Source organism: uncultured Corynebacterium sp., assembly GCF_947253065.1.
In the GTDB taxonomy this organism is placed as follows: domain Bacteria; phylum Actinomycetota; class Actinomycetes; order Mycobacteriales; family Mycobacteriaceae; genus Corynebacterium.
Genome location: NZ_CAMXWS010000030.1, coordinates 1 through 23,377, shown reverse-complemented (window position 1 = coordinate 23,377; position 23,377 = coordinate 1). Strand labels below are relative to the sequence as shown.

General features: G+C 60.4%; 22 protein-coding genes. 7 read left to right on the top strand and 15 right to left on the bottom strand.

All coding sequences use genetic code 11. The features are described 5' to 3' along the window. The 4 genes from Q0X21_RS07805 to glf all read right to left on the bottom strand — a co-directional run. Positions 1-547, bottom strand: a 547-nt coding sequence (locus tag Q0X21_RS07805; RefSeq protein ID WP_297851336.1) for an NAD(P)-dependent oxidoreductase, incomplete at its 3' end; no start/stop codon positions are given. Positions 548-558: 11 nt separating this feature from the next. Then, complete coding sequence (locus tag Q0X21_RS07800) at positions 559-1,980, bottom strand: four-carbon acid sugar kinase family protein (RefSeq protein ID WP_297851335.1); 1,422 nt, start codon at positions 1,978-1,980, stop codon at positions 559-561. Positions 1,981-2,088: 108 nt separating this feature from the next. After that, a complete protein-coding gene (locus Q0X21_RS07795; RefSeq protein ID WP_297851333.1) occupies positions 2,089-2,796 on the bottom strand; it encodes a FadR/GntR family transcriptional regulator in 708 nt (235 codons plus the stop codon). Between the two features lie 9 nt (positions 2,797-2,805). Beyond that, positions 2,806-3,993 (bottom strand): UDP-galactopyranose mutase, encoded by a 1,188-nt coding sequence (gene glf / locus Q0X21_RS07790; protein ID WP_297851331.1) that lies wholly within the window; start codon positions 3,991-3,993, stop codon positions 2,806-2,808. A gap of 136 nt (positions 3,994-4,129) precedes the next feature. Between glf and Q0X21_RS07785 the strand changes: the two genes are divergently transcribed. After that, on the top strand, positions 4,130-6,208 hold the full coding sequence (locus Q0X21_RS07785; RefSeq protein ID WP_297851329.1) for an N-acetylmuramoyl-L-alanine amidase: 2,079 nt from the start codon (positions 4,130-4,132) through the stop codon (positions 6,206-6,208). Positions 6,209-6,221: 13 nt separating this feature from the next. Here the strand turns inward: Q0X21_RS07785 and glpK are convergent, their stop codons facing one another. Genes glpK through serS form a run of 5 tightly spaced genes read right to left on the bottom strand, consistent with a single transcriptional unit; the run spans position 6,222 to position 11,444 of the window. Then, positions 6,222-7,739 (bottom strand): glycerol kinase GlpK, encoded by a 1,518-nt coding sequence (glpK, locus tag Q0X21_RS07780; RefSeq protein WP_297851327.1) that lies wholly within the window; start codon positions 7,737-7,739, stop codon positions 6,222-6,224. A gap of 22 nt (positions 7,740-7,761) precedes the next feature. Then, a complete protein-coding gene (locus Q0X21_RS07775; protein WP_297851325.1) occupies positions 7,762-8,583 on the bottom strand; it encodes a Cof-type HAD-IIB family hydrolase in 822 nt (273 codons plus the stop codon). Positions 8,584-8,588: 5 nt separating this feature from the next. After that, a complete protein-coding gene (locus Q0X21_RS07770) occupies positions 8,589-9,323 on the bottom strand; it encodes a 1-acyl-sn-glycerol-3-phosphate acyltransferase (protein ID WP_297851323.1) in 735 nt (244 codons plus the stop codon). Next, on the bottom strand, positions 9,323-10,174 hold the full coding sequence (locus tag Q0X21_RS07765) for a 1-acyl-sn-glycerol-3-phosphate acyltransferase (RefSeq protein WP_297851321.1): 852 nt from the start codon (positions 10,172-10,174) through the stop codon (positions 9,323-9,325). The genes Q0X21_RS07770 and Q0X21_RS07765 overlap by 1 nt, the downstream gene beginning before the upstream one ends. Positions 10,175-10,181: 7 nt before the next feature. Further along, positions 10,182-11,444 (bottom strand): serine--tRNA ligase, encoded by a 1,263-nt coding sequence (serS, locus tag Q0X21_RS07760; RefSeq protein WP_297851319.1) that lies wholly within the window; start codon positions 11,442-11,444, stop codon positions 10,182-10,184. A 60-nt stretch (positions 11,445-11,504) separates the two neighbouring features. On the opposite strand from serS, the gene Q0X21_RS07755 reads away from it, so the two are divergent. Continuing rightward, positions 11,505-12,578 carry a septum formation family protein gene (locus Q0X21_RS07755; RefSeq protein WP_297851317.1) on the top strand — a complete coding sequence of 358 codons (1,074 nt, stop codon included), beginning with the start codon at positions 11,505-11,507 and terminating at the stop codon, positions 12,576-12,578. After that, positions 12,578-12,925 carry a metallopeptidase family protein gene (locus Q0X21_RS07750; protein ID WP_297851338.1) on the top strand — a complete coding sequence of 116 codons (348 nt, stop codon included), beginning with the start codon at positions 12,578-12,580 and terminating at the stop codon, positions 12,923-12,925. The genes Q0X21_RS07755 and Q0X21_RS07750 overlap by 1 nt, the downstream gene beginning before the upstream one ends. Here the strand turns inward: Q0X21_RS07750 and Q0X21_RS07745 are convergent. Beyond that, on the bottom strand, positions 12,922-13,551 hold the full coding sequence (locus tag Q0X21_RS07745; RefSeq protein WP_297851316.1) for a histidine phosphatase family protein: 630 nt from the start codon (positions 13,549-13,551) through the stop codon (positions 12,922-12,924). The genes Q0X21_RS07750 and Q0X21_RS07745 overlap by 4 nt on opposite strands. Then, complete coding sequence (pheA, locus tag Q0X21_RS07740) at positions 13,545-14,468, bottom strand: prephenate dehydratase (RefSeq protein ID WP_297851314.1); 924 nt, start codon at positions 14,466-14,468, stop codon at positions 13,545-13,547. Before pheA ends, Q0X21_RS07745 begins: the two co-directional genes overlap by 7 nt. Before the next feature lie 24 nt (positions 14,469-14,492). Here pheA and Q0X21_RS07735 point away from each other — a divergent pair, with 24 nt between their 5' ends. Together Q0X21_RS07735 and Q0X21_RS07730 are read left to right on the top strand one after the other, a co-directional pair. Further along, entirely contained in the window at positions 14,493-15,203 is a 711-nt protein-coding gene (locus tag Q0X21_RS07735; protein ID WP_297851313.1) for a CPBP family intramembrane glutamic endopeptidase, read from the top strand. Positions 15,204-15,316: 113 nt separating this feature from the next. Then, on the top strand, positions 15,317-16,654 hold the full coding sequence (locus Q0X21_RS07730; protein ID WP_297851311.1) for an LCP family protein: 1,338 nt from the start codon (positions 15,317-15,319) through the stop codon (positions 16,652-16,654). Positions 16,655-16,670: 16 nt separating this feature from the next. Here Q0X21_RS07730 and Q0X21_RS07725 read toward each other — a convergent pair whose 3' ends face one another. The 3 genes from Q0X21_RS07725 to Q0X21_RS07715 are packed head-to-tail and all read right to left on the bottom strand — an operon-like array spanning position 16,671 to position 19,817. Continuing rightward, the gene (locus Q0X21_RS07725; protein WP_297851309.1) at positions 16,671-18,059 is read right to left on the bottom strand and encodes an amino acid permease; all 1,389 of its coding nucleotides are present in this window, start codon (positions 18,057-18,059) and stop codon (positions 16,671-16,673) included. 42 nt (positions 18,060-18,101) lie between these two features. Beyond that, complete coding sequence (locus Q0X21_RS07720; protein ID WP_297851308.1) at positions 18,102-19,013, bottom strand: DUF5926 family protein; 912 nt, start codon at positions 19,011-19,013, stop codon at positions 18,102-18,104. A 24-nt stretch (positions 19,014-19,037) separates the two neighbouring features. Next, positions 19,038-19,817: a glycerophosphodiester phosphodiesterase family protein gene (locus Q0X21_RS07715; RefSeq protein ID WP_297851307.1), complete on the bottom strand. Its 780-nt coding sequence runs from the start codon at positions 19,815-19,817 to the stop codon at positions 19,038-19,040. 177 nt (positions 19,818-19,994) lie between these two features. On the opposite strand from Q0X21_RS07715, the gene Q0X21_RS07710 reads away from it, so the two are divergent. Continuing rightward, positions 19,995-21,932 (top strand): alpha/beta-hydrolase family protein, encoded by a 1,938-nt coding sequence (locus Q0X21_RS07710; protein ID WP_297851305.1) that lies wholly within the window; start codon positions 19,995-19,997, stop codon positions 21,930-21,932. Here Q0X21_RS07710 and msrA read toward each other — a convergent pair. Further along, the gene (msrA, locus tag Q0X21_RS07705) at positions 21,929-22,570 is read right to left on the bottom strand and encodes a peptide-methionine (S)-S-oxide reductase MsrA (RefSeq protein WP_297851304.1); all 642 of its coding nucleotides are present in this window, start codon (positions 22,568-22,570) and stop codon (positions 21,929-21,931) included. The two genes, Q0X21_RS07710 and msrA, sit on opposite strands and share 4 nt — an antisense overlap. 126 nt (positions 22,571-22,696) lie before the next feature. Here msrA and Q0X21_RS07700 point away from each other — a divergent pair, with 126 nt between their 5' ends. Further along, positions 22,697-23,299: a superoxide dismutase gene (locus Q0X21_RS07700; protein WP_297851302.1), complete on the top strand. Its 603-nt coding sequence runs from the start codon at positions 22,697-22,699 to the stop codon at positions 23,297-23,299. The last annotated feature ends 78 nt before the right edge of the window (positions 23,300-23,377 follow it).

Here is a 23,377-nt window from a genome sequence, read left to right as displayed (position 1 = left end):
CGCCGCAGAGCAGCTGGTTCACGGTCTTCAGGGCCTGGCCCTTGCCTGGCTTGTCACCGACAATCACCAGGTTGCCGGCCATGGCCTCAAGCACATCGCGGTAACGGTCAACAACGTCCGGTTCAGCACCGACGGTGACCAAGAGGGCGCCTTCACCGGCGCGGACGGGGCCGCCGGAAACGGGGGCGTCGATAAGCGAAATGCCCTTTTCTGCAAGCAAAGCTGCAGTTTCTTCAACGGCTGCGACGCCAACGGTGGAGATGAGCAGGATCGCGGCGCCGTCCTTCATGCGGTCGGCGATGCCAGCCTCCCCGAAGAGGACCTCGTTGAGCTGCGCGTGGTTGCGCACTGCGAGCAGGACAACGTCAGCACCTTCGACGGCCTCGAGCGCGGTGTTGAAAACTTCCAGGCCAGCCTCACGGCCAAGCGCCAGGCGTGCTTCAGCGATATCTACGCCACGGACGGTGAAGTCGTGGTTGCGCAGGTTCGTAGCAATCGGCAGGCCCATAGCGCCGAGGCCGACAACGGTGATGGTGTGCTGTGACATGTTGTGCTCCTTTAGTTGAGTGAATCGGTGGAAAGCGCGGCGACGACCTCGGCGAGCGAGTCATCGGCGCCCACGTTTCCGGCAAAGACGATGTATGGGACGCCAGCGGCAGGGCCGTCGAGCAGCTGCCACATGGAGATGATTCCGGGCTGCATCGGGCCGATGACCATCGCGCGAGTCATCTCCAGGCCCTTCGATGCGACGTCGGAGGACGTGATGCCGCCCTTGGCAATGACGAAGGCGGGCGTAACACGGTTGACCACGCGGTTGACCACCGTCACCAGGGCATCAGAAACCTTGCGGGCGATCGCGAGCGACTCATCTGGGGTCGCGCCGCGCACGAGCTCACGGGAGGTGTGGAAAATGACGTTGCCGCGAATGAGCAGATGCTCAATCTCGCTCGCAAGCTCGGCGATGTATTCCTCGCGGCCCTCCCCGATAACGCGCGCGACATCCATCTCCACGACGGGCGCCTCATTGGTCTCCTTCAACCGCGCGAGCTGACGCGTGGTGGTGGGCACGTGCGAGCCAATCACGATCAGGCCGCCGGCCACGTTGTCCGTGTTCTGACGCAGCTGCGCCACACGCTCCGGGCGAACCGGCTCGGGCACATCCTGGCCAATCCGCGCGCGAACAAACGGCGGACCAACGCGGTAAATGAAGCTCTTACCTGCACGTTCAGCCTCAATCAGGCCGAGCGACAGCAGGCGCAGATCGTCCTCCGTGACAATGTCCACCGCGATCGGGGTGCGGTCGCGGGCTTCAAGCAGAAGCTTTTCGACGCCGCCCTGCTCCCCCCTCACCACATCCAACGGGATCTCAATCACGTCGGTGGCTTTCACCGCGCCGTCTGTTTTCTCTTCAACCCAATCGGCGATGCGGGAGTGTGAGTAACCGAAGGTGGCGTCCTGGGCGAATTCGGTGTCTTCCACCTTCTGGTAGCCATCCGTGTCATTGCCTGCGTAGTGCACACCGCCGACGGTGATACGACCAGCGTCACCGAAGGCAGGAACGATGACGTAGCCGTCGATGGCCTGCCCATTCGCCTCAGCGACTTCCGCGAGTGTGTCCGGCTCAAGCGGGTAGTGGCCGCGCAGCGTGGAGTCCGAGCGGGAAACAAATGCGACCTGCTTGTCCAGCTTCTTCGCTGCTGCGATGGCTGCGCGAGCAACGTCAAGGTTGATCGCACGTGCATCTGCCGGGTCGAGCGAACGGGAGTTGGTCATGACGTAGATCGCCGGGACGTCCTGCTGGAGTGCCCAGACCATGTCATCTTCTTCCCAACGGGTCAGCACCGGGAGGTCGGCGACGGATTGGGTGCCCGTCGGATCATCATCCAGCACGACCAGCATGGTGTCGGTGGCCGGGATGTGAGATGCGGGAATGCGGACTGGGTCGGGGTAGTCCGCAACCAGGGATTGCAGAGAAACCATTGTGGCTCGCTTTCTTTTCGCCAGATCCTCAGACCTCTGAGGAGTTACGAGAAAGCGTAATGCCTAGGTCGCAATTAACCACAGAATGTGACTTACGCCACCGGAGGACTACCCCCGACCATCACCCCGATCGGAACCCCGAAGGTCCGACCATGTCTGATCCATGTGAGCACGCATGGCATTCTTTGCCCCCTCGGCATCCCCCGCCGCGATGGCCTTCAGAATCTGCCGGTGATGCCAATCTGCTCGGGCACGCACTTCCTGATCCGCAGTGGTCCGCCGCCGCGATTCTGCGAGCGCCCCCTCAAGCGGACGCATCACAGACATAAGGAATGGATTCTTGGTCGCGCGCAGGATCTGGTTGTGAAATTCAACGTCTGCCCTGTTCACACCTTCAAGATCACCTGCTGCAGCAGCTTCGGCAAAGCGCTCGAGGCACGCTTCGAACGCTTCAATATCTTCAGCCGTGCGGTTATTGGCTGCATGGCCGCATGAACCGACCTCAATCATCCGGCGCACCTCAGTCAGACGCTCATCCACCTCTGACTGCGGCAATACCTGACGCCATACTTCCACCAGGGTCTCCACATCACGCCACTGACTTCGTGGCAGCACGAACGTGCCACGTCCGTGGACGACTTCAAGAACTCCCCGGTCGGCTAGTGCCCGGACAATCTCACGCATGGTTGGGCGTGAGACCTCGAGAAATTCTGCCAGCGCCTGCTCGCCAGGCAAGGCTTCACCTTCAGGGAAATGGCCACTCGCAATGGAGTTGACCATTTTCTCGATCCCTGCGGTGACCAAGTCTCTCCGCACGGTCAGCTCCTAGTGCCCGCGCGGCTGGTCGATCGCCTTGCCGTCCTCGAAGTAGGTACGGACGTGGTTGTCGAAGACGGACAGCGCAGCACCGATGGCCATGTGCATGTCCAGGTACTGGTAGGTGCCCAGGCGGCCGCCGAAGAGGACCTTGTTCTCGCGGGACTCGGCAGCGGCAAGCTCGCGGTAACGCTTGAGCATCTCGCGGTCTTCGGGGGTGTTGATCGGGTAGTAGACCTCGTCGTCATCCTCAGCGAAGCGGGAGTATTCCTTGACGATGACGGTCTTGTCATTGCCGTAGTCGCGCTCCGGATGGAAGTGACGGAACTCGTGGATGCGGGTGTACGGGACGTCCGCATCGTTGTAGTTCATCACCGGAGTGCCTTGGAAGTCACCGGTTTCAAGGACTTCCTGTTCGAAGTCGAGGGTGCGCCAGCCAAGACGGCCTTCGGAGTAATCGAAGTAGCGATCGAGCGGGCCGGTGTACACAACTGGTGCGTCAGGGGACTCGGCGCGGACGGATTCGCGGACGTCGAACCAGTCGGTGTCGAGCTTGACGTCGATCAGGTCAGACTCGGCCATCTTTTCCAGCCAGGCGGCATAACCGTCGACAGGCAAGCCTTCGTACTTGTCGTTGAAGTAGCGGTTGTTGAAGGTGTAGCGCACGGGCAGGCGGGAAATGATCTCCGGCGGGAGATCAGTCGGATCGGTCTGCCACTGCTTGGCGGTGTAGTGCTTGACGAAGGCGTCGTAAAGCGGTTTGCCGATCAGCGCGATGCCACGCTCCTCCAGGTTGGTAGCTTCGGCCGGGTCCTTGCCCTCGCGCTGCTCCTCGATGAGCGCCTTAGCCTCGTCCGGACTGTAGTACTTGCCAAAGAACTGGTTGATCAGGCCAAGACCCATCGGGAACTGGTACGCCGTGCCGTCGTGCATGGCGAAGACGCGGTGCTGGTAGTCAGTGAAATCGGTGAAGCGATTGACGTACGCCCACACGCGGTCATTGGAAGTGTGGAACAGGTGCGCACCGTATTTGTGCACCTCAATGCCAGTTTCGGGTTCGTTTTCGGAATATGCGTTGCCGCCGATGTGGGAACGCTTTTCCACGACGAGCACGCGCTTGCCCAGCTCGCTGGCTGCTTGCTCGGCGATGGTGAGGCCGAAGAACCCGGATCCGACGACGATGAGGTCATAAGTCATGCCTTAAAGGCTAGCGGGGAATTGGCCGGGCGACAGGCACGCGACACGCCGAAACCACATTGATCACAGTTGTCACATCCGTAGCTTAGGATCTAGATTAGTCACAGCTGTCACTATTAACTCAGGAGCGATCACCGTGAAACAACGACGTCGGCTGAATCCGTCTTCTGCCCGGAAGACCCCGGTCCTCGCGGCCGTTACCTCCGTCGCGCTCGTCGCCGCCGGAGCCTTCGGCGGAAACGAGATCCTCAAGACCCAAGAGGTCGGCGCAGGAGACGTGAATGTCACTAGTGCGTCCGCATCATTTGGCGACGGCGACAATGTCGTCGTAGACGATGCGGCCATCGCAACCCAGGGTGGTAGCGATGAACCACGCACCGTGAAGGAATTCACGCGCGATGAGGAATTCTCCATCTTCGGACTCACATGGACCGGCGAGCGCGACATCGCTGCCTACGTCCGCGCCGAGCGTGCCGACGGCACGTGGTCCGAGTGGTACGCCATGGACCCCGAAGCTGGCCCGGAAGGCTCTGAGATTCAGGGCACCGAGCCGATTTACGTCGAGCCGACGAAGAAGGTTCAGGTCTCCACGGCCAATGTCGACCTGGGTGAAACCAACCTCGACCTAGCTGAGACCGTGACCAACCAGGACGAGATCCCGCCGGTCCCGGAAGAGTCCCTGCCGGATTCCGCACCGGTTGACCTGCCGGAACTGCCTGCAGACAACGCACCAGGCGCACTCGGCGATCTACCGCGCGCACTGCCCTCCAACGTCGGTGACATCGCACCGGTCGCAGACGTGGAAGAGGTGGAAGAGACTGACGGTGCTAATGACGCTGGTGCCGTGACCAAGGCAGAAGACCTTGAAGCTGTGTTCATCAACGGTGGCGAAGGAACTGTCGACGGTGAGATCGCGCCGGCGCAGTCCAACGCCAACGGCATGCCTCGCGTGATCTCCCGCTCGTCGTGGGGCGCAGGCAGCAGCAGCACCCCGTACTACAACGAGCCGGTGAAGGCTGCGACGGTACACCACACGGCTGGTTCGAATAACTACACCGCTGCACAGGCACCGGGCGTTGTCCGTGGCATCTGGCAGTACCACGCCGTGACCCGCGGCTGGGGCGACATGGGCTACAACGCACTCGTGGACAAGTACGGCAATATCTACGAAGGCCGTGCAGGTGGTCTGGACCGCGCTGTTCAGGGCGCACACGTAGGTGGCTTCAATGCCCACACGTTCGGTGTGTCCATGATTGGTAACTACAACACCGCTGCCCCCTCCCAAGCAGCACTGAAGGCCATGGGCGACATCATTGGCTGGAAGGCCGCCGTGGCCAAATTCGACCCGACCGGTAGCTCGTACCTGACCGCTGATTTCAACTTCGGTGGCTCCAAGTTCCGCGCTGGCCAGGGCCAGATGTTCCCGAATATCAACGCCCACCGCGACTTCCACTACAACGACTGCCCGGGCAATAACCTGTACGCCCAGATGGGCACGATCCGTACCTACGCCAAGGCGAAGTACGACCAGATCAACAGTGGCAACGTCTCTAGCGGGCAGCCGTCGTTGCCGGCACCTTCGCAGCAGACGGACTCTGGGGCTAACACGTCAACGGGTACGTCCGGCACCGTCGACAACGGTGATGGCACCACGACCACGATCAATAATTTGGTGAACACCTCGAGCCAGATCTCCTTTGAGAAGCTGCTCTCTGGTGATCCAGCAGCTATCGCCGCTGCCGTGGGCACCGTCGGTGGTGTTGTCCTGATGGCGGCAGCGGCCAACGGCATGATCCCGAACCAGGTCAGCAACATCGCCAATATGGAGATTCTGCCGGGCATGACGCTGAGCAGCCTGCGCCCGCTGATCGGCCAGGCCATCAACCTGGTCGGCAGTGAGGAAACCAAGGCAACGTGGCAGCAGCTCGAGCCGTCGCTGGGCAAGCTCGAAGGCATCCTCCAGGGCGTGGGTGGCGATGAATACGCCATCTTCGAAAAGGGCATCGCCCTGCTCAGCGGCAATGGCGAACAGATCATCATGCCGGAGAAGATCGCTGATGCATGGCTCAAGCAGGGCCTGGATCTTGGCCCGCTGGGTCGCCCGGTCAAGAGCGATGGCGCTGCCAATAATGGCGACGCACGTGTTGAGTTCGAGCGTGGTGCGATCAACTACCACGCTGGTACGGGAAATGTGGACGTGACCGTCGATAAGTAAAGCGACGGCGATCTCACGCCAAGTCGAAGGAGCGTGACACCGCTTCTTCCCAGCGTTCAATGAGCCGGTCCCGGTCGGGGCCGGCCATTTCGCTATTCCAGCTCTCTTCCCCGCCCAAGCTCAAGGGGTGCTCGCTCAGACCTGCGCCTACGCATGCGGCACTGGCCGCGCCCATCACGGTGGTCTCCATATTATCGGGGCGGACCACGGAGGCGCCAAGGACATCTGCCTGCATTTGCATGAGCAGGTCGTTGCCGGTCATGCCGCCGTCGACACGCAAGCTGTCCACGGTGATCCCGGAATCTGCTTCCATGGCGCGGACCACCTCGAGCGTTTGCAGGCAGGTGGCGTCGAGTGCGGCGCGGGCGATGTGGCGACGGTCGGTGAAACGGGTAATCCCCGTGATCACGCCGCGGGCATCCGGACGCCAGCGCGGAGCGAAAAGCCCGGAGAAAGCCGGGACGATGACCACGCCCGCAGCATCATCGACTTGGGAAGCGAGCTCCTCCGATTCGGCCGCGGACTTCAAGATGCACATCTGGTCGCGCAGCCACTGAATCAGCGAACCACCCACAGCGACGGAGCCTTCCAGCGCATACACCGGCGGCTTCCCTGCCTTTTGATATGCGACGGTGGTGAGCAAACCATGTTCGGAGAACTGTGCCTGCTCACCGGTGTTAAGCAGCATGAACAGACCCGTGCCATAGGTCATCTTCGCTTCACCCTCTTCCAGGCAGCCCTGCCCGAAAAGCGCAGCCTGCTGGTCACCGAGCACACCGGTGATGGGTACTTCCTTGCCCTTCTTCCGACGCATCGCACCGAATGAACCAAAGCTTGGGCGAATCTCCGGCAGGATCGAACGCGGAACACCGAGCTCCTCGCACAACTGGGGATCCCATTCCAGGGTTTCCAAATCCATCAGCAACGTGCGCGAAGCATTGGTCACATCAGTGACGTGCTGGGCGCGGCCGCGGGAGACGAAAAGATCGAACATGCCGCTGCGCTTCCCTGCATGCGGCCCGCCGGTGAGATTCCAGATCAACCATGTATCCACTGTGCCGGCGAGCAGCTCGCCTTTCTCCGCACGCTCGCGCGCTCCCGCGACATTGTCCAGAATCCAGGCCCACTTCGGACCAGCCGGGTACGAGTTAGCCAGCAGGCCAGTTTTGCGCATGTAGCGGTCTTTCGGTGCACCTTCTTCACCGAAATCTTCCGTGCGGGTGTCTTGCCAACAAATCGCGTTGTAAATCGGCTTGCCGGTGTGCTTATCCCAGATCACGGCGGTTTCACGCTGATTGGTCAGGCCCATGGCGTGGAGGTCTTCGAGCTCCAAGTCGGCGTCGACAAGCGCTTCGGAAAGTGCGCGGCGCGTGTTGCGCCAAATCTGCTGCGGGTCGTGTTCGACCCAGCCTTCGCGCGGCATGATCTGGTCATGCTCGAATTGCGCGGTTCCTAAGACTTCACCGTCGTCGGTGGTGATGTAGCACCGGGTGGAGGTGGTGCCTTGGTCGATAGCAGCGATGAAAGGCATGAGGGTTATTTAACCCTACGCACTAGAACCACTGCTCGATAACGCGGGCGAGACCAAAATCATCATTGGAATTAGTGGTCACATCAGCAGCATCGTGCACGATCGGCGCAGCATTGCCCATGGCCACGCCCACGCCGGCCCACGACAGCATCTCAATGTCATTAGGCATGTCACCAAAAGCGATCACCTCACTCGGATCAATGCCCAGCTCAGTGGCCACGATGGACACGCCAGCAGCCTTGTTGATGCCCGGCGCGGAAAATTCCAGCAGCCCCTCATCCATCGAGTACGTCACGTGCGCACTCTCCGGGTCAATAGCAGGTGCGAGCAGATCGAACAGCTCCGCGGACGTCATATCTTTGTGGCGCACAAGAATCTTCACCGCAGGCACCGAAACAAGCTCCGCGACATCCACGCGGCCGTAGCCAATATCCCACAGATCAGGGCTGTAACCAGGGGTGATCAGGAAGCATTCGTCCTCCGGATCGAACGCAGAATCGCCAACACGCTCCACACCGAAGCCAAATTCACCGTGCCCTTCAAGCACATCGATCGCCGTGCGAGCAATCTCCGCGAGGGTTTCCGGGGCGAGCTCATGGCGGTGCACCACCATGTCGCGCGACGGGTCATAAACCACCGCACCATTCGCACACACGCAAGCCGGAGTGAATGGCAGCTGATCTAGCACCGGTGCGAGCCAACGATGCGGCCGGCCCGTCGCCAGCGCAACATGCGTGCCACCTCGCACCGCACGCGCCAAAACATCACGCAATCGCGGGCTCACACGACCATTGCTGTCCAGCAGCGTGCCGTCGATATCGCTCACGATCAGCTTCGGCGCCATCGCTTTTACCTCCCGTTTTCTAGTTCGGCATACTGTTCACGCGCACGAGCAACAAGCTTATCGACGGCCCGTTTCAGCCTCTCCGTCACTTCCTCCGCCGTGCCCGTCGTATCAATCGGCGGACCGATGAGCGTGAGCACTGGAATGTGTGCGCGCCCCATTTCCTTGCGGCCGGCCTTGACCCAGAAGCGCTGCGTTCCCCATGTGCCAATGGGAATCAACGGCGCACCAGAAGCCTGCGCGATCCGGGCGGCACCAGTTTTGAACTGCTTCAATTCAAGCGTTTCAGACAGGGTGCCTTCCGGATAGATGCCGATCAGCTCGCCTTCTCCCAGGCGCTTGACTGCCTCATCAATACTGGCTGCACCCAAGGAGCGGTCCACCTCAACGTGGCCGACTGCACGAGAGATCGGGCCCATCAGCCAGTGATCAAAGAGTTCCTTCTTGGCCATGTACCGCGTCGGCCGGTGACCACGCAGCAGACCGGGGAGTGCACCGGAAATGAAGTCGTAATAACCAATGTGGTTGCCCGCAATAATCACAGGACCTTCAGCAGGAACATGCTCAAGACCGTGAACGTAGAACCGCGCGCCCTGCAGGCGCAACACTTTAGTCACAGTGGCCTTGATCAGCCGGTACATGTATTCACGGCGCCACCCCGGCTGAATTGGGGTGACCGGCGCATCTTCCGGCACCAGGAAAACATGGCTGTCAGCGCGGTACCCCTTCGGCACACTCATCAGGATCCGCCTTTCGCCTGCTTAGCTTCCTTCGCTTTACGCTTCTCCTCACGCTCACGAGCGAGGATCTCATTCGCCTCTTCCAAGGTCGGTGCAGAACCACCCAGGGAAGCCGGCATCCAGTCCAAACCATCCGGGAAGGGGCCAAAGCGCTCTTCGTACTCGGCCCTATTAGCGTCGAGAAGCTTTTGCATTGCTTCCTTCACGCGTTCGGTATCGCGCTCCGGGTCGCCCGTGGTGATCACGGGCTCGCCATAGGAAACGATGATCGGCGTGTGTGAACGACCGAGATTCTTCTTCAATCCCTTCGTCAACAGGCGTTGGGAACCCCAGATCACCGTCGGGATCATCGGCACACCAGCCTCATCTGCGATGCGTGCCGCGCCAGTTTTGAATTCCGCCAATTCGAAGGAACGGGAAATGGTGGATTCCGGGAAGATCCCCACGAAACCGCCGCTGCGCAGCCACTTCGTCGCTTCCTTGATCGACGCAGCACCTGCTGAACGGTCAACCGGCACGTGCTTCATGCCACGCATGAGCGATCCGACGACCTTCATGTCGAAGACCTCTTTCTTCGCCATGAAGCGCACCAGGCGATTGCCCCGCAGGTGCGGGCCAATACCAGCGATGATGAAGTCGTAATAACCAGTGTGGTTGATCACGAACAGCGCGCCGTCTTCCGTGGGCACATTCTCCGCCCCGTTGACGTAGAACTGCAGTCCTTGGGCCTGCATGATCTTCTTGAAGCCAAGGATAATGCCCTGGTAGAACCGCTCTTTGGATTCCACCGGGTGCGGGTCTGGGCGTTGGAAATCATCGGGGACGTTAAACAGACGGTGGAAACGGCGCATAGTGTTTCTATCCCTTCTTCGGTGTCAGAACGTCCTTGCCCACCCATGGGCGCAGAGCTTCAGGGACCACAACAGAGCCATCCGCACGCTGGTTGTTTTCCAGGATGGCTACGAGCCAACGCGTCGTGGCCAGCGTGCCGTTGAGCGTTGCAGCAGTCTGCGTTTTGCCGTCCTCATCACGGTAGCGAGTGCCTAGGCGGCGGCCCTGGAAGGTCGTGCAATTCGAGGTAGAGGTCAGCTCGCGGTAGGTGTCCTGCGACGGCACCCACGCCTCAGTGTCGTACTTACGAGCGGCCGAAGAACCAAGGTCACCTGCAGCAACGTCGATGATGCGGTACGGCACCTCAACTGCGGCGAGCATCTCGCGCTCAAGGCCGAGGAGCTTCTGGTGCATTTCCTCTGCATCTTCCGGCTTGCAGTAGGCGAACATCTCTAGTTTGTCGAACTGGTGGACGCGCAAAATGCCCTTCGTGTCCTTGCCATAAGAACCGGCCTCACGGCGGAAGCAGGAGGACCAACCGGCGTACAGCAGCGGGCCATCAGAAAGGTCGATGATCTCGTCCTTGTGGTAGCCAGCCAACGCGACCTCGGAGGTGCCTACCAGGTACATGTCATCGCGCTCGAGGTAGTAAATCTCCTCATCGTGCGCATCCAGGAAGCCAGTTCCCTGCATGATCTCCGGGCGCACCAGCACCGGCGGGACCATGACTTTGAAACCAGCCTCACGTGCCTTCTGTGCAGCCAGCATGAGCATGCCCAGCTGCATCCACGCACCATCATCGACGAGGTAGTAGAAGCGCGCGCCACCGACCTTCGTGCCACGCTTCATATCAATAATGCCAAGCGCCTCACCGAGATCGAGGTGGTCTTTGACCTCGAAATCGAATTCCGGCACTTCACCGACGTGCTCCAGCACAATGAAATCTTCTTCGCCGCCAGCAGGGGCACCTTCGACGATATTCGCGATCTGGTACTGCAGCTTTGCGACGTTTTCCTCCGCCGCCTTCTGCGCCTCTTCCGCCGCCTTGACCTTCTCCTTCAGCTCATTGGAACCTTCCAACAAAGCGGGACGGTCCTCGGGAGCGGCCTGGCCGATCTTCTTGCCAAAGGCCTTCTGCTCACCGCGCAGCTCATCCGCCTTCTGGATACTGGCGCGACGCTCTTCATCAGCTGCGAGGAGCTGGTCCACGAGCGCCGGGTCTTCACCACGAGCCTGCTGGGAGGCACGGGCAACGTCAGGGTTTTCACGCAGAAATTTGAGATCGATCACGGCTACTAACCCTACCCCGTGGGGTGAGCTCGTGGCCCCACATAAGGCATGATGGAGACCATGGCTGCACGGAAATCCTCGCTGAGCACATCAGCTCTGCGCACAGTGCTGGTAGCAATACTGGCAGGTGCATTGGGCATGGGCACTTACGCTGCCTCCACCGGTTTCACCACGAGCGCCCCGGAAGAGGCCCCGCCTGCCCCGCACACCAGCAATGTCGCAGCCGATGATGAAGATGCCACGCCATCCTTCACTGCTGCTGATAGTGGCGCGTGCTTGACCTGGGATATTGGCGCTGATGGTGCTGTCACCGGGTTCACCGAGACGGACTGTAATAACGAGCACCGTTTTGAGGTTTCTTCCCGTGAGGATTTGAACACGTATCCCACCTCCGAATTTGGGCCGGACGCTCCCGCTCCGAACCCAACACGTCAGGCGCAATTGCGTGAGGAGCTCTGCCGCACAGCTTCGATCCGTTATCTGAACGGCCGCTACGATCCCTCCGGCCGCTATTCCATCGCCCCGATCCTCCCGCCCGCTGAAGCGTGGGAGGAAGGCGACCGCACTATGTTGTGTGGCCTGCAGGAAACCGATACTGACGGCACACCGATCCTCACCGTTGGCCACGCCGCTGAGCAGGACCAAGCCCGTGTTGCTGAGCCGGGTACCTGCGAAGTCACCGACGAGGCCAATAATCTGCGTGCCATCGATTGCGCCGAACCGCACCACATTGAGGTGACCGGCAAGATCGATCTCGCCCCGGTCTTCCCTGACCGCACTCCTTCGGCCGAGGACCAGGACAAGCACCTCGGTGCCGTTTGCGCCAAGGCTGCGGAGGACTACCTCGGTGGGGAAGAAAACCTCTACCAATCCACCCTGCAGGTGTACTGGGGAACCATCCCCTACCAGGCATGGGATGGTGGGAGCCGTTCCGTCAACTGTGGTCTTGTCTCCCCGAAGGACGGTAAGTTCGCTCCCATCACCGGCACCGCCAAGGACGGGCGCGAAGCCATCAAGGTCGATGGGCACACCCCGAAGGCACCGCCGGAGCGTCGCCCGCTGCGTGAGGAACAAAAGCGCCAGCAGGAAGCTGGCAACACTGAGAACACCGAAAACGCTGCTCCCCAGCCATGATGGAGCCTGTCAGCGACAAGGTTTTCGAGGACATGATCAACGATGCCCTCGATGAAATCCCCGAGGAATTCGCACGCAAGATGACCAATATGGTCGTGCTTGCACGGCCCTATAACGAGGACGAGCCGGGACTCCTCGGACTCTTCGAAGGCGTGCCACTTCCTGAGCAGCACGCCAACCACACTGGGTTTCTGCCCGATGCGGTGTTTATTTACAAAAACGCCCTCGAGGACCTGTGCGCCGACGAGGAAGAACTACGCCACGAGGTGAAGGTGACCGTCTTCCACGAGGTCGGCCACTATTTCGGGCTCGAAGAGCACGAACTGCACCACCTGGGCTGGGGTTAGCTCGGCAACGGGTAATCAGCCCAGCGCACCACGCGCCACTGGCCGAAATCCTCCACCGGGTCACCGGTCGGACCGGCCGCCGGGTCAATCACCAGATACTTGCAATTCGGCAGGTAGCTCGCATCCGCGAAATCCGGATCGATCTCGCACGCATTCGCAGCGAAAGCACGGATCGCACCGCCGTGCGACACCGCCACCGTCGTTCCCTCCTGTGCTGCATATGGGAGCAAACCGCCCTTGTAACGGGTGAGGAAGGTGTGCAGGGTATCACCACCGTCGATAAGCGCATCCGGCTCGCGACGGTAGAAACCGCGGAACGCCCCCAGGTAAGCGGTGTGCGCTTCGACCGAATTGTGCATCTCCCACCGCCCGGCGTTGACCTCGTGGATTCCGTCGACGGCGGGGATAGCGGCGAAGCGCTCACCGAAGCCGATCTGCGCCGTCTGCTTCGCACGCGTGGCCAGGGAGGAAATCACGCGGTCAACGTCGTAATTAGCCAAGATATCTTCGCCGGCAGCCTTCGCCTGCTCGCGGCCGAGCTCCGTCAGCTCAGCGCCGGGGAGAAGCGTATCCAACTTGTGATCCACATTCGACGTGGTCTGGCCATGACGCAACAAGATCAACATGATGTTCCTTCCCGGGCCGCACGGACCCATTGTTCTGCCTGTTCAAGACGTTCCGGATCAACGACCCGTTCCTCTGTCACACCATCGAAGCGGGGCCAGGAACCCAAAAAAGCGATGGTGGTTGCGCGCAGCCACAACGAGCGCAGCGCCTCAGCCACCGGCACATCCTCAATGTGGCCAACGAGGTCAACGTAGAAGTTATAGGTATTCGCCGTCTTGCGCGTCGGACGCGACTCAATGCGCGTCATATCCACCCCACGGTATGCGAATTCCTGCAGCGCACCGACCAAAGTTCCCGGCTCATTCGGCAGCTGGAACACCACCGACGTGCGGTCATTGCCTGTCCGCTGCGTGGGCACACCCACCGGCCCAGCCAGCACGAAGCGGGTGCGCGCCTCACTCATGTCCGCGATGCCTTCCGCATGTACTTCCAGCCCAAACAGGTCCGCCGCCCGGCGCGGGGCAGCAGCCACATCAGCCTCCCCCTCAGCTACAGCCTTCGCCGCCGCAGCATTCGACGGTGCCGCGCTGAATGCCACACCAGGCAGGTTCTCCTCCAACCAGCCGCGGACTTGGCGGTGGGCTACCGGATGCGTCGAAAAGCGCTTTGCATCGCTCAGCGAAAAGCCCGGCCGCGTCATGATGGCGAAGCTGATGGACAGCTCCACCTCGCGGTAGATCATCACCCCGCCGCCCTCGACGAATGCGTCAGACGTGCTGGTCACCGCACCATCGACCGAATTCTCAATCGCCACAACGGCATATTGCGCGCGGCCTTCACGCACCGCATTCAGCGCAGCCGACGGCGATTCAACGGGCAATGGCGTGATTTCGCCTGCAATATGGTCGCGGAATAACCACAACGCTTCCTCAGTGAACGTCCCGGCAGGGCCCAGGTACGCAACAGTCGTACTCATGGTCACCCAGCCTACAGTTGACCCATGACCACCGATCGGCGCCGCCTCTTCTGCGAGGTCACACTCGTTCTCGCCATCACTTTCGGCATGTCCGGCATCCGCGCCGCACTTCGACTTATCGACGCCGCGCTTGCGCCCACACCCCTCAACCAACAAAGCACCACGCTTAACGACGCCGCCTCTTCCCTCCCCTGGCTCGACATCGCCTTGCAGCTCGCATCGGCCGCGACTCTTTTCGCCTGGGGAGGCCTGGCTGTCTTCCTGCTCGGCGCTTCTCTGTCCCGCCCACGCTGGCGCGACTGGGCGTGGGGTGCCGGTCTCGCTGCCCTGATCGGCATCCCCGGACTGATCCTCTACGTCACCTCCCTACAGTTCGGCCTAACCAAGGAAGTCATTCCCGCCACCGACGCCGTCAAAGTCCCCCTGCTTTTGGTTTGGTCAGCCGCCAATGCATTTGCCGAGGAGACCGTCGTGGTCATGTGGCTGCTCACCAGGTTGCGCCAACTCCGTGTCCCCCTCGCAGGCGCGATCGCCGCCTCTGCCATCCTGCGTGGCACCTATCACCTCTACCAGGGTTTTTCCGCTGGTCTTGGCAATCTCGTCATGGGTGTCATCTTCGCTTACTTCTACCACCGCACCGGCAAAATTTGGCCCCTCATCCTGGCGCACTTTCTCATCGATGCAGTTGCCTACCTCGGCTACCTCTTCCTCGACCTGAGCTGGTTGGGGCTGTAACCCCGCCGTTCACCCCGCCGTTGGAAAACCGCAGGAACTATGCAGCGCATAGTTCCCTGTGTTACAGCCGTTAAATACTGTGGCGTGTGGTGCCACGGTTTAAGATGTATTCCATGTCGACAACCCCGCACTCCAACGACCCCCGGGACAACCCGGGGGATTTCCTCGTGGGCAAAGACGGGAAACCACTGATCGATAGGTATGGCCGCCCCATCCGGAAACGTTCAGCCAGCAACCCGACTGAACGACCGGCCCAACCTGAACGACAGATCAGGCCGGAGCGACCGGCCCAACCTGAACGACAGATCAGGCCAGAGCGGCCACAGTACCGTGCGGAACCTGAGCGCCCCGTCCGGGAGACTGTCCGTCCGCGACAGCACATGCCACGGCAACAGATGCCCCGGCAGCAAGCACCCCGGCAAACGATGTATGAACCACGACGGACGCCACACGTGCAGCGCCAGCCACGGCCGGTGCAGCACCAAGTCCAGCCGATGCAAAGGCCTTACCAGCCACAGCCAATGCCGCGACCAAAGCGTCGTCTGCCCCGGTTGCGTCGCCCAAAGGCGGGGTGCATCCCGACGGTGTTGTCACTGCTTCTGGTGTTTCTGGTCGTCGGAACGCTGTTTGCTGATGCACGCCTGACTCGCGTGGATGCCTTCCCGGATGCGCCGATTGGAAATACGGCAGGAACGAACTGGCTCATCGTGGGTTCGGATTCGCGTGAAGGTCTAAGCGAGAAGGACGTGGAGCGCCTGGGCACAGGTGGCGATATCGGCACTGGTCGCACGGACACGATCATGCTGATGCACATTCCCACCACTGGCAAGGCAACGCTGTTGTCCATCCCGCGCGATTCGTATGTGGAAATCCCTGGTTATGGCATGGACAAGATCAATGCCGCATTCGCATACGGTGGGCCGAAACTGCTTGCAGAGACAGTGGAGAATGCCACTCAGCTGCGCATTGACCACTACGCGGAGATCGGCATGGGTGGTCTAGCCGGTATTACGGACGCGATCGGCGGAGTGGAACTGTGCCCTGCGGAACCGATCACTGACCCATTAGCGCACCTGGATGTGCAGGCTGGCTGCCAGAAGATGGACGGTCCAACTGCCTTGGGCTATGTGCGTACACGCGCAACAGCTATGGGCGATCTGGATCGTGTGCAGCGCCAACGCGAGTTCGTCAGTGCGATCATGCACAAGGCGCTGTCGCCGTCGGTTCTGCTCAACCCCTTCAGGCTCATCCCTTTGGTTCTGCGCGGGAGCAGCCTGCTGGTTGTCGGCGAGGGCGACCACGTGTGGCACCTGGCGCGCCTGGCTTTCGCGATGCGTGGCGGGGCGAAAACGGAAACGGTGCCGATCGCTAGCTTCATCGACACCGACGTGGGCAGCGTGCTTGTCTGGGACGACGCTGCCGCGGAGCAACTTTTCGCTGGGCTGCGCTAATCAACGCCAATCGACGCTAATCCGCGCGCGTTGCCATCACCGGTTCCTCCGGCAGCTTGTGGCGGCCAGTGATGTAGTACAGCGCCACCGCGAGAACGCTGAATCCGAGGCCGACGAAGAATGCACCACGGAATTCCGGTAGCCACAGCATGATGCCGAAGGTGAACAGAATGAACGCGATGGCGAAATACTGGCCGTATGGGAAGAACGGAGTCTTGTAATCAAGCGCAGCGATATCTTCAGGGGTCATGCTGCGACGTGATGCAAGGTGAGCCAACAGGATCATCAGCCACACGAAGATCGTGGCAAAGGTAGCCAGAGAAGCGATGATCTCAAAGATGCGGTCCGGCATCAGGGTGTTGGCAACAACACCGACGATGAGGACGATCAGCAGGATCACGGTGGTCATGACCGGAACATCACGAACGGTGCGGGCCATGATGCCGGGAGCGTAGTGCTGCTTAGCCAGGCCGGTAAGGACACGGCCAGCACCGAAGAGGTCAGCATTGATCGCGGACAGTGCGGCCGTGATGACCACGAAGTTGAGCAGGCCAGCCGCCCAGTTCACGCCCAGGGTGGAGAAGATCTGGACGAAGGGGGATTCATCGCCGGTGATGGTGCGCCACGGGTTGATCATCAAGATGACCAGGATGGACAACACGTAGAAAAGCAGGATGCGCACCGGGACAGTGTTGACCGCCTTCGGCACAGCAGTCTTCGGGTCGGTGGCCTCAGAACCGGCAACACCGATGATCTCTGTTCCACCGAATGCGAAGAGCACGAGGATGAACGAGGCAATCATTCCCGTGAAGCCATTCGGGAAGAAGCCACCATCATTGACCAAGTTAACCGGGCCGGTGGTCTCTGCGGAAGACAGGCCGAAGACAAGCACTGCGGCGCCGGCGACGATCATGGCGATGACAGCCCCGACCTTGACCACGGTGAACCAGAATTCCAGTTCACCGAAGGCCTTAGCGCTGGCCACATTCGCGGCACCGACGATGAGCAGTGCGGCGACAATCCACACCCAGCGCGACACATCAGGAAACCAAAAGCCCATGTAGATGCCAATGGCGGTGAGGTCGGCGAGAGCCACGATCACCATCTCAAAGGCAAACATCCACCCGGTCAAGAAGCCGGCGGCACCGCCCAAATAAGCGCGGGTGTACTCAGCGAAAGAGCCAGTGACGGGGTGATGGACAGACATCTCACCCAGAGCGCGGAGCAGGAAGTACACCACTGCACCGCCCAGTAGGTAAACCAGCAACACCGATGGTCCGGCTGCTTGGATCGCGCCGGCAGAACCGTAGAACAGGCCGGTACCGATCGCGGAGCCGAGGGCAATGAAATTGAGGTGGCGGGTATTCAAGCCGCGTCGAGATGTCTGAGATGTCCCGGAAGCCATGACTCTATTCCTCTATGAACTTTGGGTTGTGGTTGTGCGTTTTTAAATGGTGACCTGGCGCGATTTGATGTTCTCCAGCTGCTTGCGCTCGTCGGCGGTCAGCTGGGCGTCATTGTCGTATTCGGTGGCGATCGCGTCGTTGATCTTCTTCAGTGCATCACCGTAGGAATCGGCGGCAACGGAAGGATCGAGGTCCCACACCGGCACGAGCAAGCCGTGGGTGCGGAATGCACCTGCGAACTTGGTGCCTTCGCCCAGGTTAAGCTCACCGCGGGCAGCGATGCGTGCGAGAGCGTTGAGCATGGTGCGCTCGTCTTCTTCAGGGCGGACCCAACGGATGTGAGCCTTGCCACCGCCTGGATTGACCCACCAAATGGAGCCCGGCAGCTCAGCTTTGATCTCTACGGACGGAAGAACAGCATCATTGGCGCGGGCCAGCGCCTGCTGGACCTGCGGGTTGACGGCTGCGGAATCAGTGAACCACCAGTTGAAATCATCGTGAGCAGTGATCTCCAGCTCGGTGGACTCAGACAGCAGAGTGTTCAGCTCCGGCTGGGAGCCATCAGCAGCGGTAGAGCTCAGCGTTGCGCCCGGCTCGGCTTCAAGCACCCAGTTGAGGGCGTAGGCGAGGTCGCGGTTCGGATTCTGCGAGTGCGACTGCACCTGCAGGGCGACAAAACGTTCGCCACCGTCTTCCTCAGGACGTCGCAAAGCTGCGCCTGCACCCGGCAGAACGGTGACGAGGTTGACTTCGGTGCCCTTGATGTCCACCTTTGCAACAGCGGATGGAACGAATTCCTGCAGTGCAACAAGGTCAGTCTCCGCAGCGAGTCCCTTGTACGGGCGCGGGTCCTTCTGCAGTGCCTCACGCTCAGCGGCACGAGCAGCAAGCTTTGCTTGACGACGGCTCATGCCCTCGGGCAGATCTTCCTTTTTACGGTTCTTCTTGGCCATATCTCCCAATTTACCGGGATCAGGTCACTTCACCGTGTCTGGGGTGCGGAAAGTCTCCACTGCGAGTTGCGGATGATCGGTAGCGAAGACATCTACACCCTTTTCCTGACACCAGCGCATCTGGTCCGGTTCATTCACGGTCCAGGTGTAGGTGCGCAGCCCGCGGTAGCCCAACAGCTTCGGGGTACCACGCAGGTGGGACAGCGCCGGGCCCACGCCGTACGGGCGCGACAGCATGGTGTTTGTGGGATTCCACTTCTTTTCCCGCAGGCGGAAAAGGTAGAAAGTTTCCAGCTCGGGGACCGTGTGGGTGAAGTAGCGCATCGCCGAGTGGGAAAAGGAGATGAGGTGTACGCGCGGGTCATCTTTCATTCCGCGGTACCACAACGTGCGCACCACCTGCTCGTCTACCTCGGGGTTGAACAATGCGGAGTGCTTGGTCTCGATGTAGATGTGCTTATCCGGATAATCCTCAAGCAGGTCCAGCAATTCATCGAGGAGGAGGATGTCCTGCGGGTCGTCCTCCGTGCCGTAATTGAATTGGCGTAGCTCGGTGAAATCCATTTTGGAAATCCGACCCATGCCGTCGGAAGTGCGGTTGATCAACGCATCGTGGTGGACGACGAGCTTGCCGTCGCGGGTGAGGCGTACATCGCACTCAATGCCGTGGACCCCGTCAAGCTTGAGCGCTTCTTCGTACGCGCGACGCGTGGATTCGGGGTGGAGGCCAGATGCTCCACGGTGAGCAACGATGAGTGGTTGAGCGGTGGGCGCGGAAACCTGTGCAGAAGTGGCGATGGTCATGCCTGCGGTGACTCCCCAAAAAGCGTGTGTAACTTGGCTTCGAGCCTAGGCCCACGGGTGCGTGCGGAAAAGCGCTAGAAGCAGTGGATACGCAAGTATCACGTGAAAATAACTCGCTGTTCATCTTACGTTGGTTTTGCGCGACGCAGGTGCACGAACTTTGCCACAATAGAGCACATGTCTATCAAGCCACTCGCCGCGCCGTACAGGTCATTGCGCACGCGCATCAGCGATGCAGCGACCAACGTGAAGGATTCGGTGAAGAGCTTGTGGCCGCGTCGCACCCATGCTGTCCGCGCGCCGCTATATGCGATCGAATTGCTCGCGGACCTAACACCGGTGGTGCGCATGTCAGGTTTGCGCAGGTTGCCGGATGATTTCGCGGCCGGGATTTTGGGGGCTGAGGTCGCTACATGGAGCGCGATCTCACCGTCTTTGCTGCCACACCCGTGGTGGGTGACCACAGCGAATGTCGCGATTTGTCAGGCAGCGGGCCACTCAGTCGGTGTTGGCGCAACGAAGCTTCTCACCGACGTCGCGGGAGCGAATAACTGGAAATATCCGCGGGCGTTTCGTCGAAAAGCGGCGGTTCCCGTGCAGGTCGCCATGGGTGCCGTCACGGTGGGCACGTACCTGGGCGCGGCTTTACGACGTTCCGAGCAAGAGCGCCTCGTCGAAGACCCGACCAAACTTGGGCCGCTGCAAACCCTCGCCGGAATCGGATTGGGTTCCATTGGCTACGGAGTGCTTCTGCTGCTCGGTGAGGGGATCCAAGTCACCGCTGGACGCTTCAATAAAGAATTGCGCCGCTGGATGCCCCCGGTGGTGTCGTGGCCACTCGCCATTTTGGGCTTGAGTGCAGCGGGCGCTGTTCTCACAGACAAGGTCGTGGTGCGCCAAATCCTGAATGCCGCCTACCGCAATGCCGATGAGCTCAACCGTGAGTTCTTGCCCGGCGCGGAAAAACCCACGGAACCGGAACGTTCGGGTTCGCCGGATTCCTTGGAGCGGTGGAAATACCTGGGCCGCCAGGGACGCGCTGTCGTAGCGGGCGGACCGCGCAAGGCAGATATTGAGAAGGTGCTCGGCACTGGCGATGCTCGTGAACCGATCCGCGTGTTCATTGGGTTGAAAGATCGCAGCCCGGAAGAGCAGGCGCAGATGGTGCTGCATGAGATGGACCGCACCAATGCGTGGTCGCGCAAGAATCTCGCGGTGCTCTCCTCCGCAGGCACAGGCTGGATCAATGACTTCCACACTTCAGGTTTTGAGTTCTTGAGCCGCGGGGACTCCGCGATCGTGGCCATCCAGTATTCGTTCATGCCCTCGGCATATTCCTACGCTTCCGACCGTGAAGTCCCGGTGCGCAGCTCACGGGTGTTGATCAACGCTATTCAAGAACGTCTGGCGCAGATACCGGAGGATGAGCGGCCGAAAATGTACGTCGGTGGCGAATCACTCGGTGCCTACGGTGTAGCTGATTCCTTTGACAGCACCGATGCCATGCTTGCCAATATCGCTGGTGGTGTTTTCACTGGCACGCCAGGATTCACCGCGCGACACATTCAGCTCACCCGCGACCGTGATCATGGCAGCCCAGAGCGTCTTCCGGTTGTCGATGGTGGCCGACATGTCCGCTTCACTGCTCACCCCGACCACCTGAAGCACACCTTTGATGGCAGCGACTACGAGCAGGATTGGGAATTTCCTCGTGCTGTTTTCGCACAGCACGCCTCGGACCCGGTGGTGTGGTGGGATTGGAAACTCTTCGTGCGCAAGCCGGACTGGCTGCGCGAACCGGGCTCACGCGGTGTGAAGGCACCAGCGGAACAGCACGTGGATGTGCTGCAAAACATGCGCTGGGTGCCATTCATCACCGGCTGGCAGGTCGGTGTCGACCAATTACGCTCACAACACCAGCCCGGCGGTCACGGGCACCAGTACCACAATGAGACAGTCGCTTATTGGAATGCAGTGCTTGATGTGGGCGCGAGCGAAGACACCATTAGGACGATTTCAGAGTGGATCCACAAGGATTCCACCAGGATCAGGGCAAATGCCGCCTCCGCGGTGAAGGAATCCGCGCAGGCGACACTCCAGCGCGTGAACCCTTAGATTCCGCAAGCCACGCCAGTGGAGTGGTGCGGGCAGTAGCCATTGGGCACCTTGTGCAGGTACTGCTGGTGCTCGTCTTCAGCGAGGTAATAATCCACTCCGGATTTCACTTCCGTGGTGATAGGACCGAACCCAGCGTTGCCTAGTGATTGTCCATATTCATTCACCCACGCACGAATCTGTTCGGCTTCGTCCTCACTGTCGGTGTAAAACGCCGAACGGTACTGGGTGCCCACGTCATTGCCCTGACGGAAGCCCTGCGTCGGGTCATGCGATTCCAACGCGGCGCGGACGAGTTCTTTGAGGCTGACCTGCTCCGGGTCGTAGACCACTTCAACCAATTCAACGTGGTTGGTCTGGCCTGAGCACACCTCACGGTAGGTCGGATTCGGGGTCACTCCCCCGCCATAGCCCACCGAGGTGGATTCCACTCCCGGGGTATTCCAGTACATTTTCTCCGCGCCCCAGAAGCAGCCTATACCGATGAGCAGGCGTTTTTGCCCTTCGCGCCACGGACCAGTGATCGGGGTGCCCAACACTGCATGTGGCTGTGGGTGAGGCAGGACCGGTTCATCGCGTCCGGGCAGTGCGCGATCGGTGTCAACGAGTTGCGGGGAACGTCCGAAGAAGAAAGCCATACCTTAAATAACTACTGGGCTAGCCTGACAATTCCTAGGGTCGCGGACGAGATTTTCAATTTTGCCTATCATGGTCGGCGTACGGCGCTTGAATAAAGCGTGAACGAAAAAGAAAGGATATAGATCATGGCTGTTTACGAGCTTCCTAACCTGCCTTATGCATACGATGCCCTCGAGCCGCACATCTCTGCGGAGATTATGGAGCTGCACCACGACAAGCACCACGCAACCTACGTCAAGGGTGCGAATGCTGCTCTCGAGGCAATTGAGGCTGAGCGCAACGGTGAGGCAAACCCGGACAAGCTGCGTGCACTGTCCAAGAACCTGGCGTTCAACCTGGGTGGCCACACCAACCACTCCATCTTCTGGAAGAACATGAGCCCGAACGGTGCCGGCGAGCCAGCTGGCGAGCTGGCTGAGGCCATTAATCGTGACTTCGGCTCCTTCGAGGGCTTCCAGAAGCAGTTCGAGGGTGTCGCTACCTCCCTGCAGGGCTCCGGCTGGGCTGTCCTGGGCTACGACCACATCGCTGGTCGCCTGATCATCCAGCAGCTGACCGATCAGCAGGGCAACATCTCCGTTGACTTCACTCCGGTTCTCATGCTGGATATGTGGGAGCACGCTTACTACCTGCAGTACAAGAATGTGAAGGCTGATTACGCTAAGGCGTTCTGGAATGTCGTCAACTGGGACGATGTCGCTGAGCGCTTCGCTAAGGCTTCTGCTTAAGCCAAGCTTTCGGGCGTAAGTTCAGGGTTAAGTAGCAAAAAGTGTGTCCGCTCGGCGTGTCGCGGGGCGGACATTTCT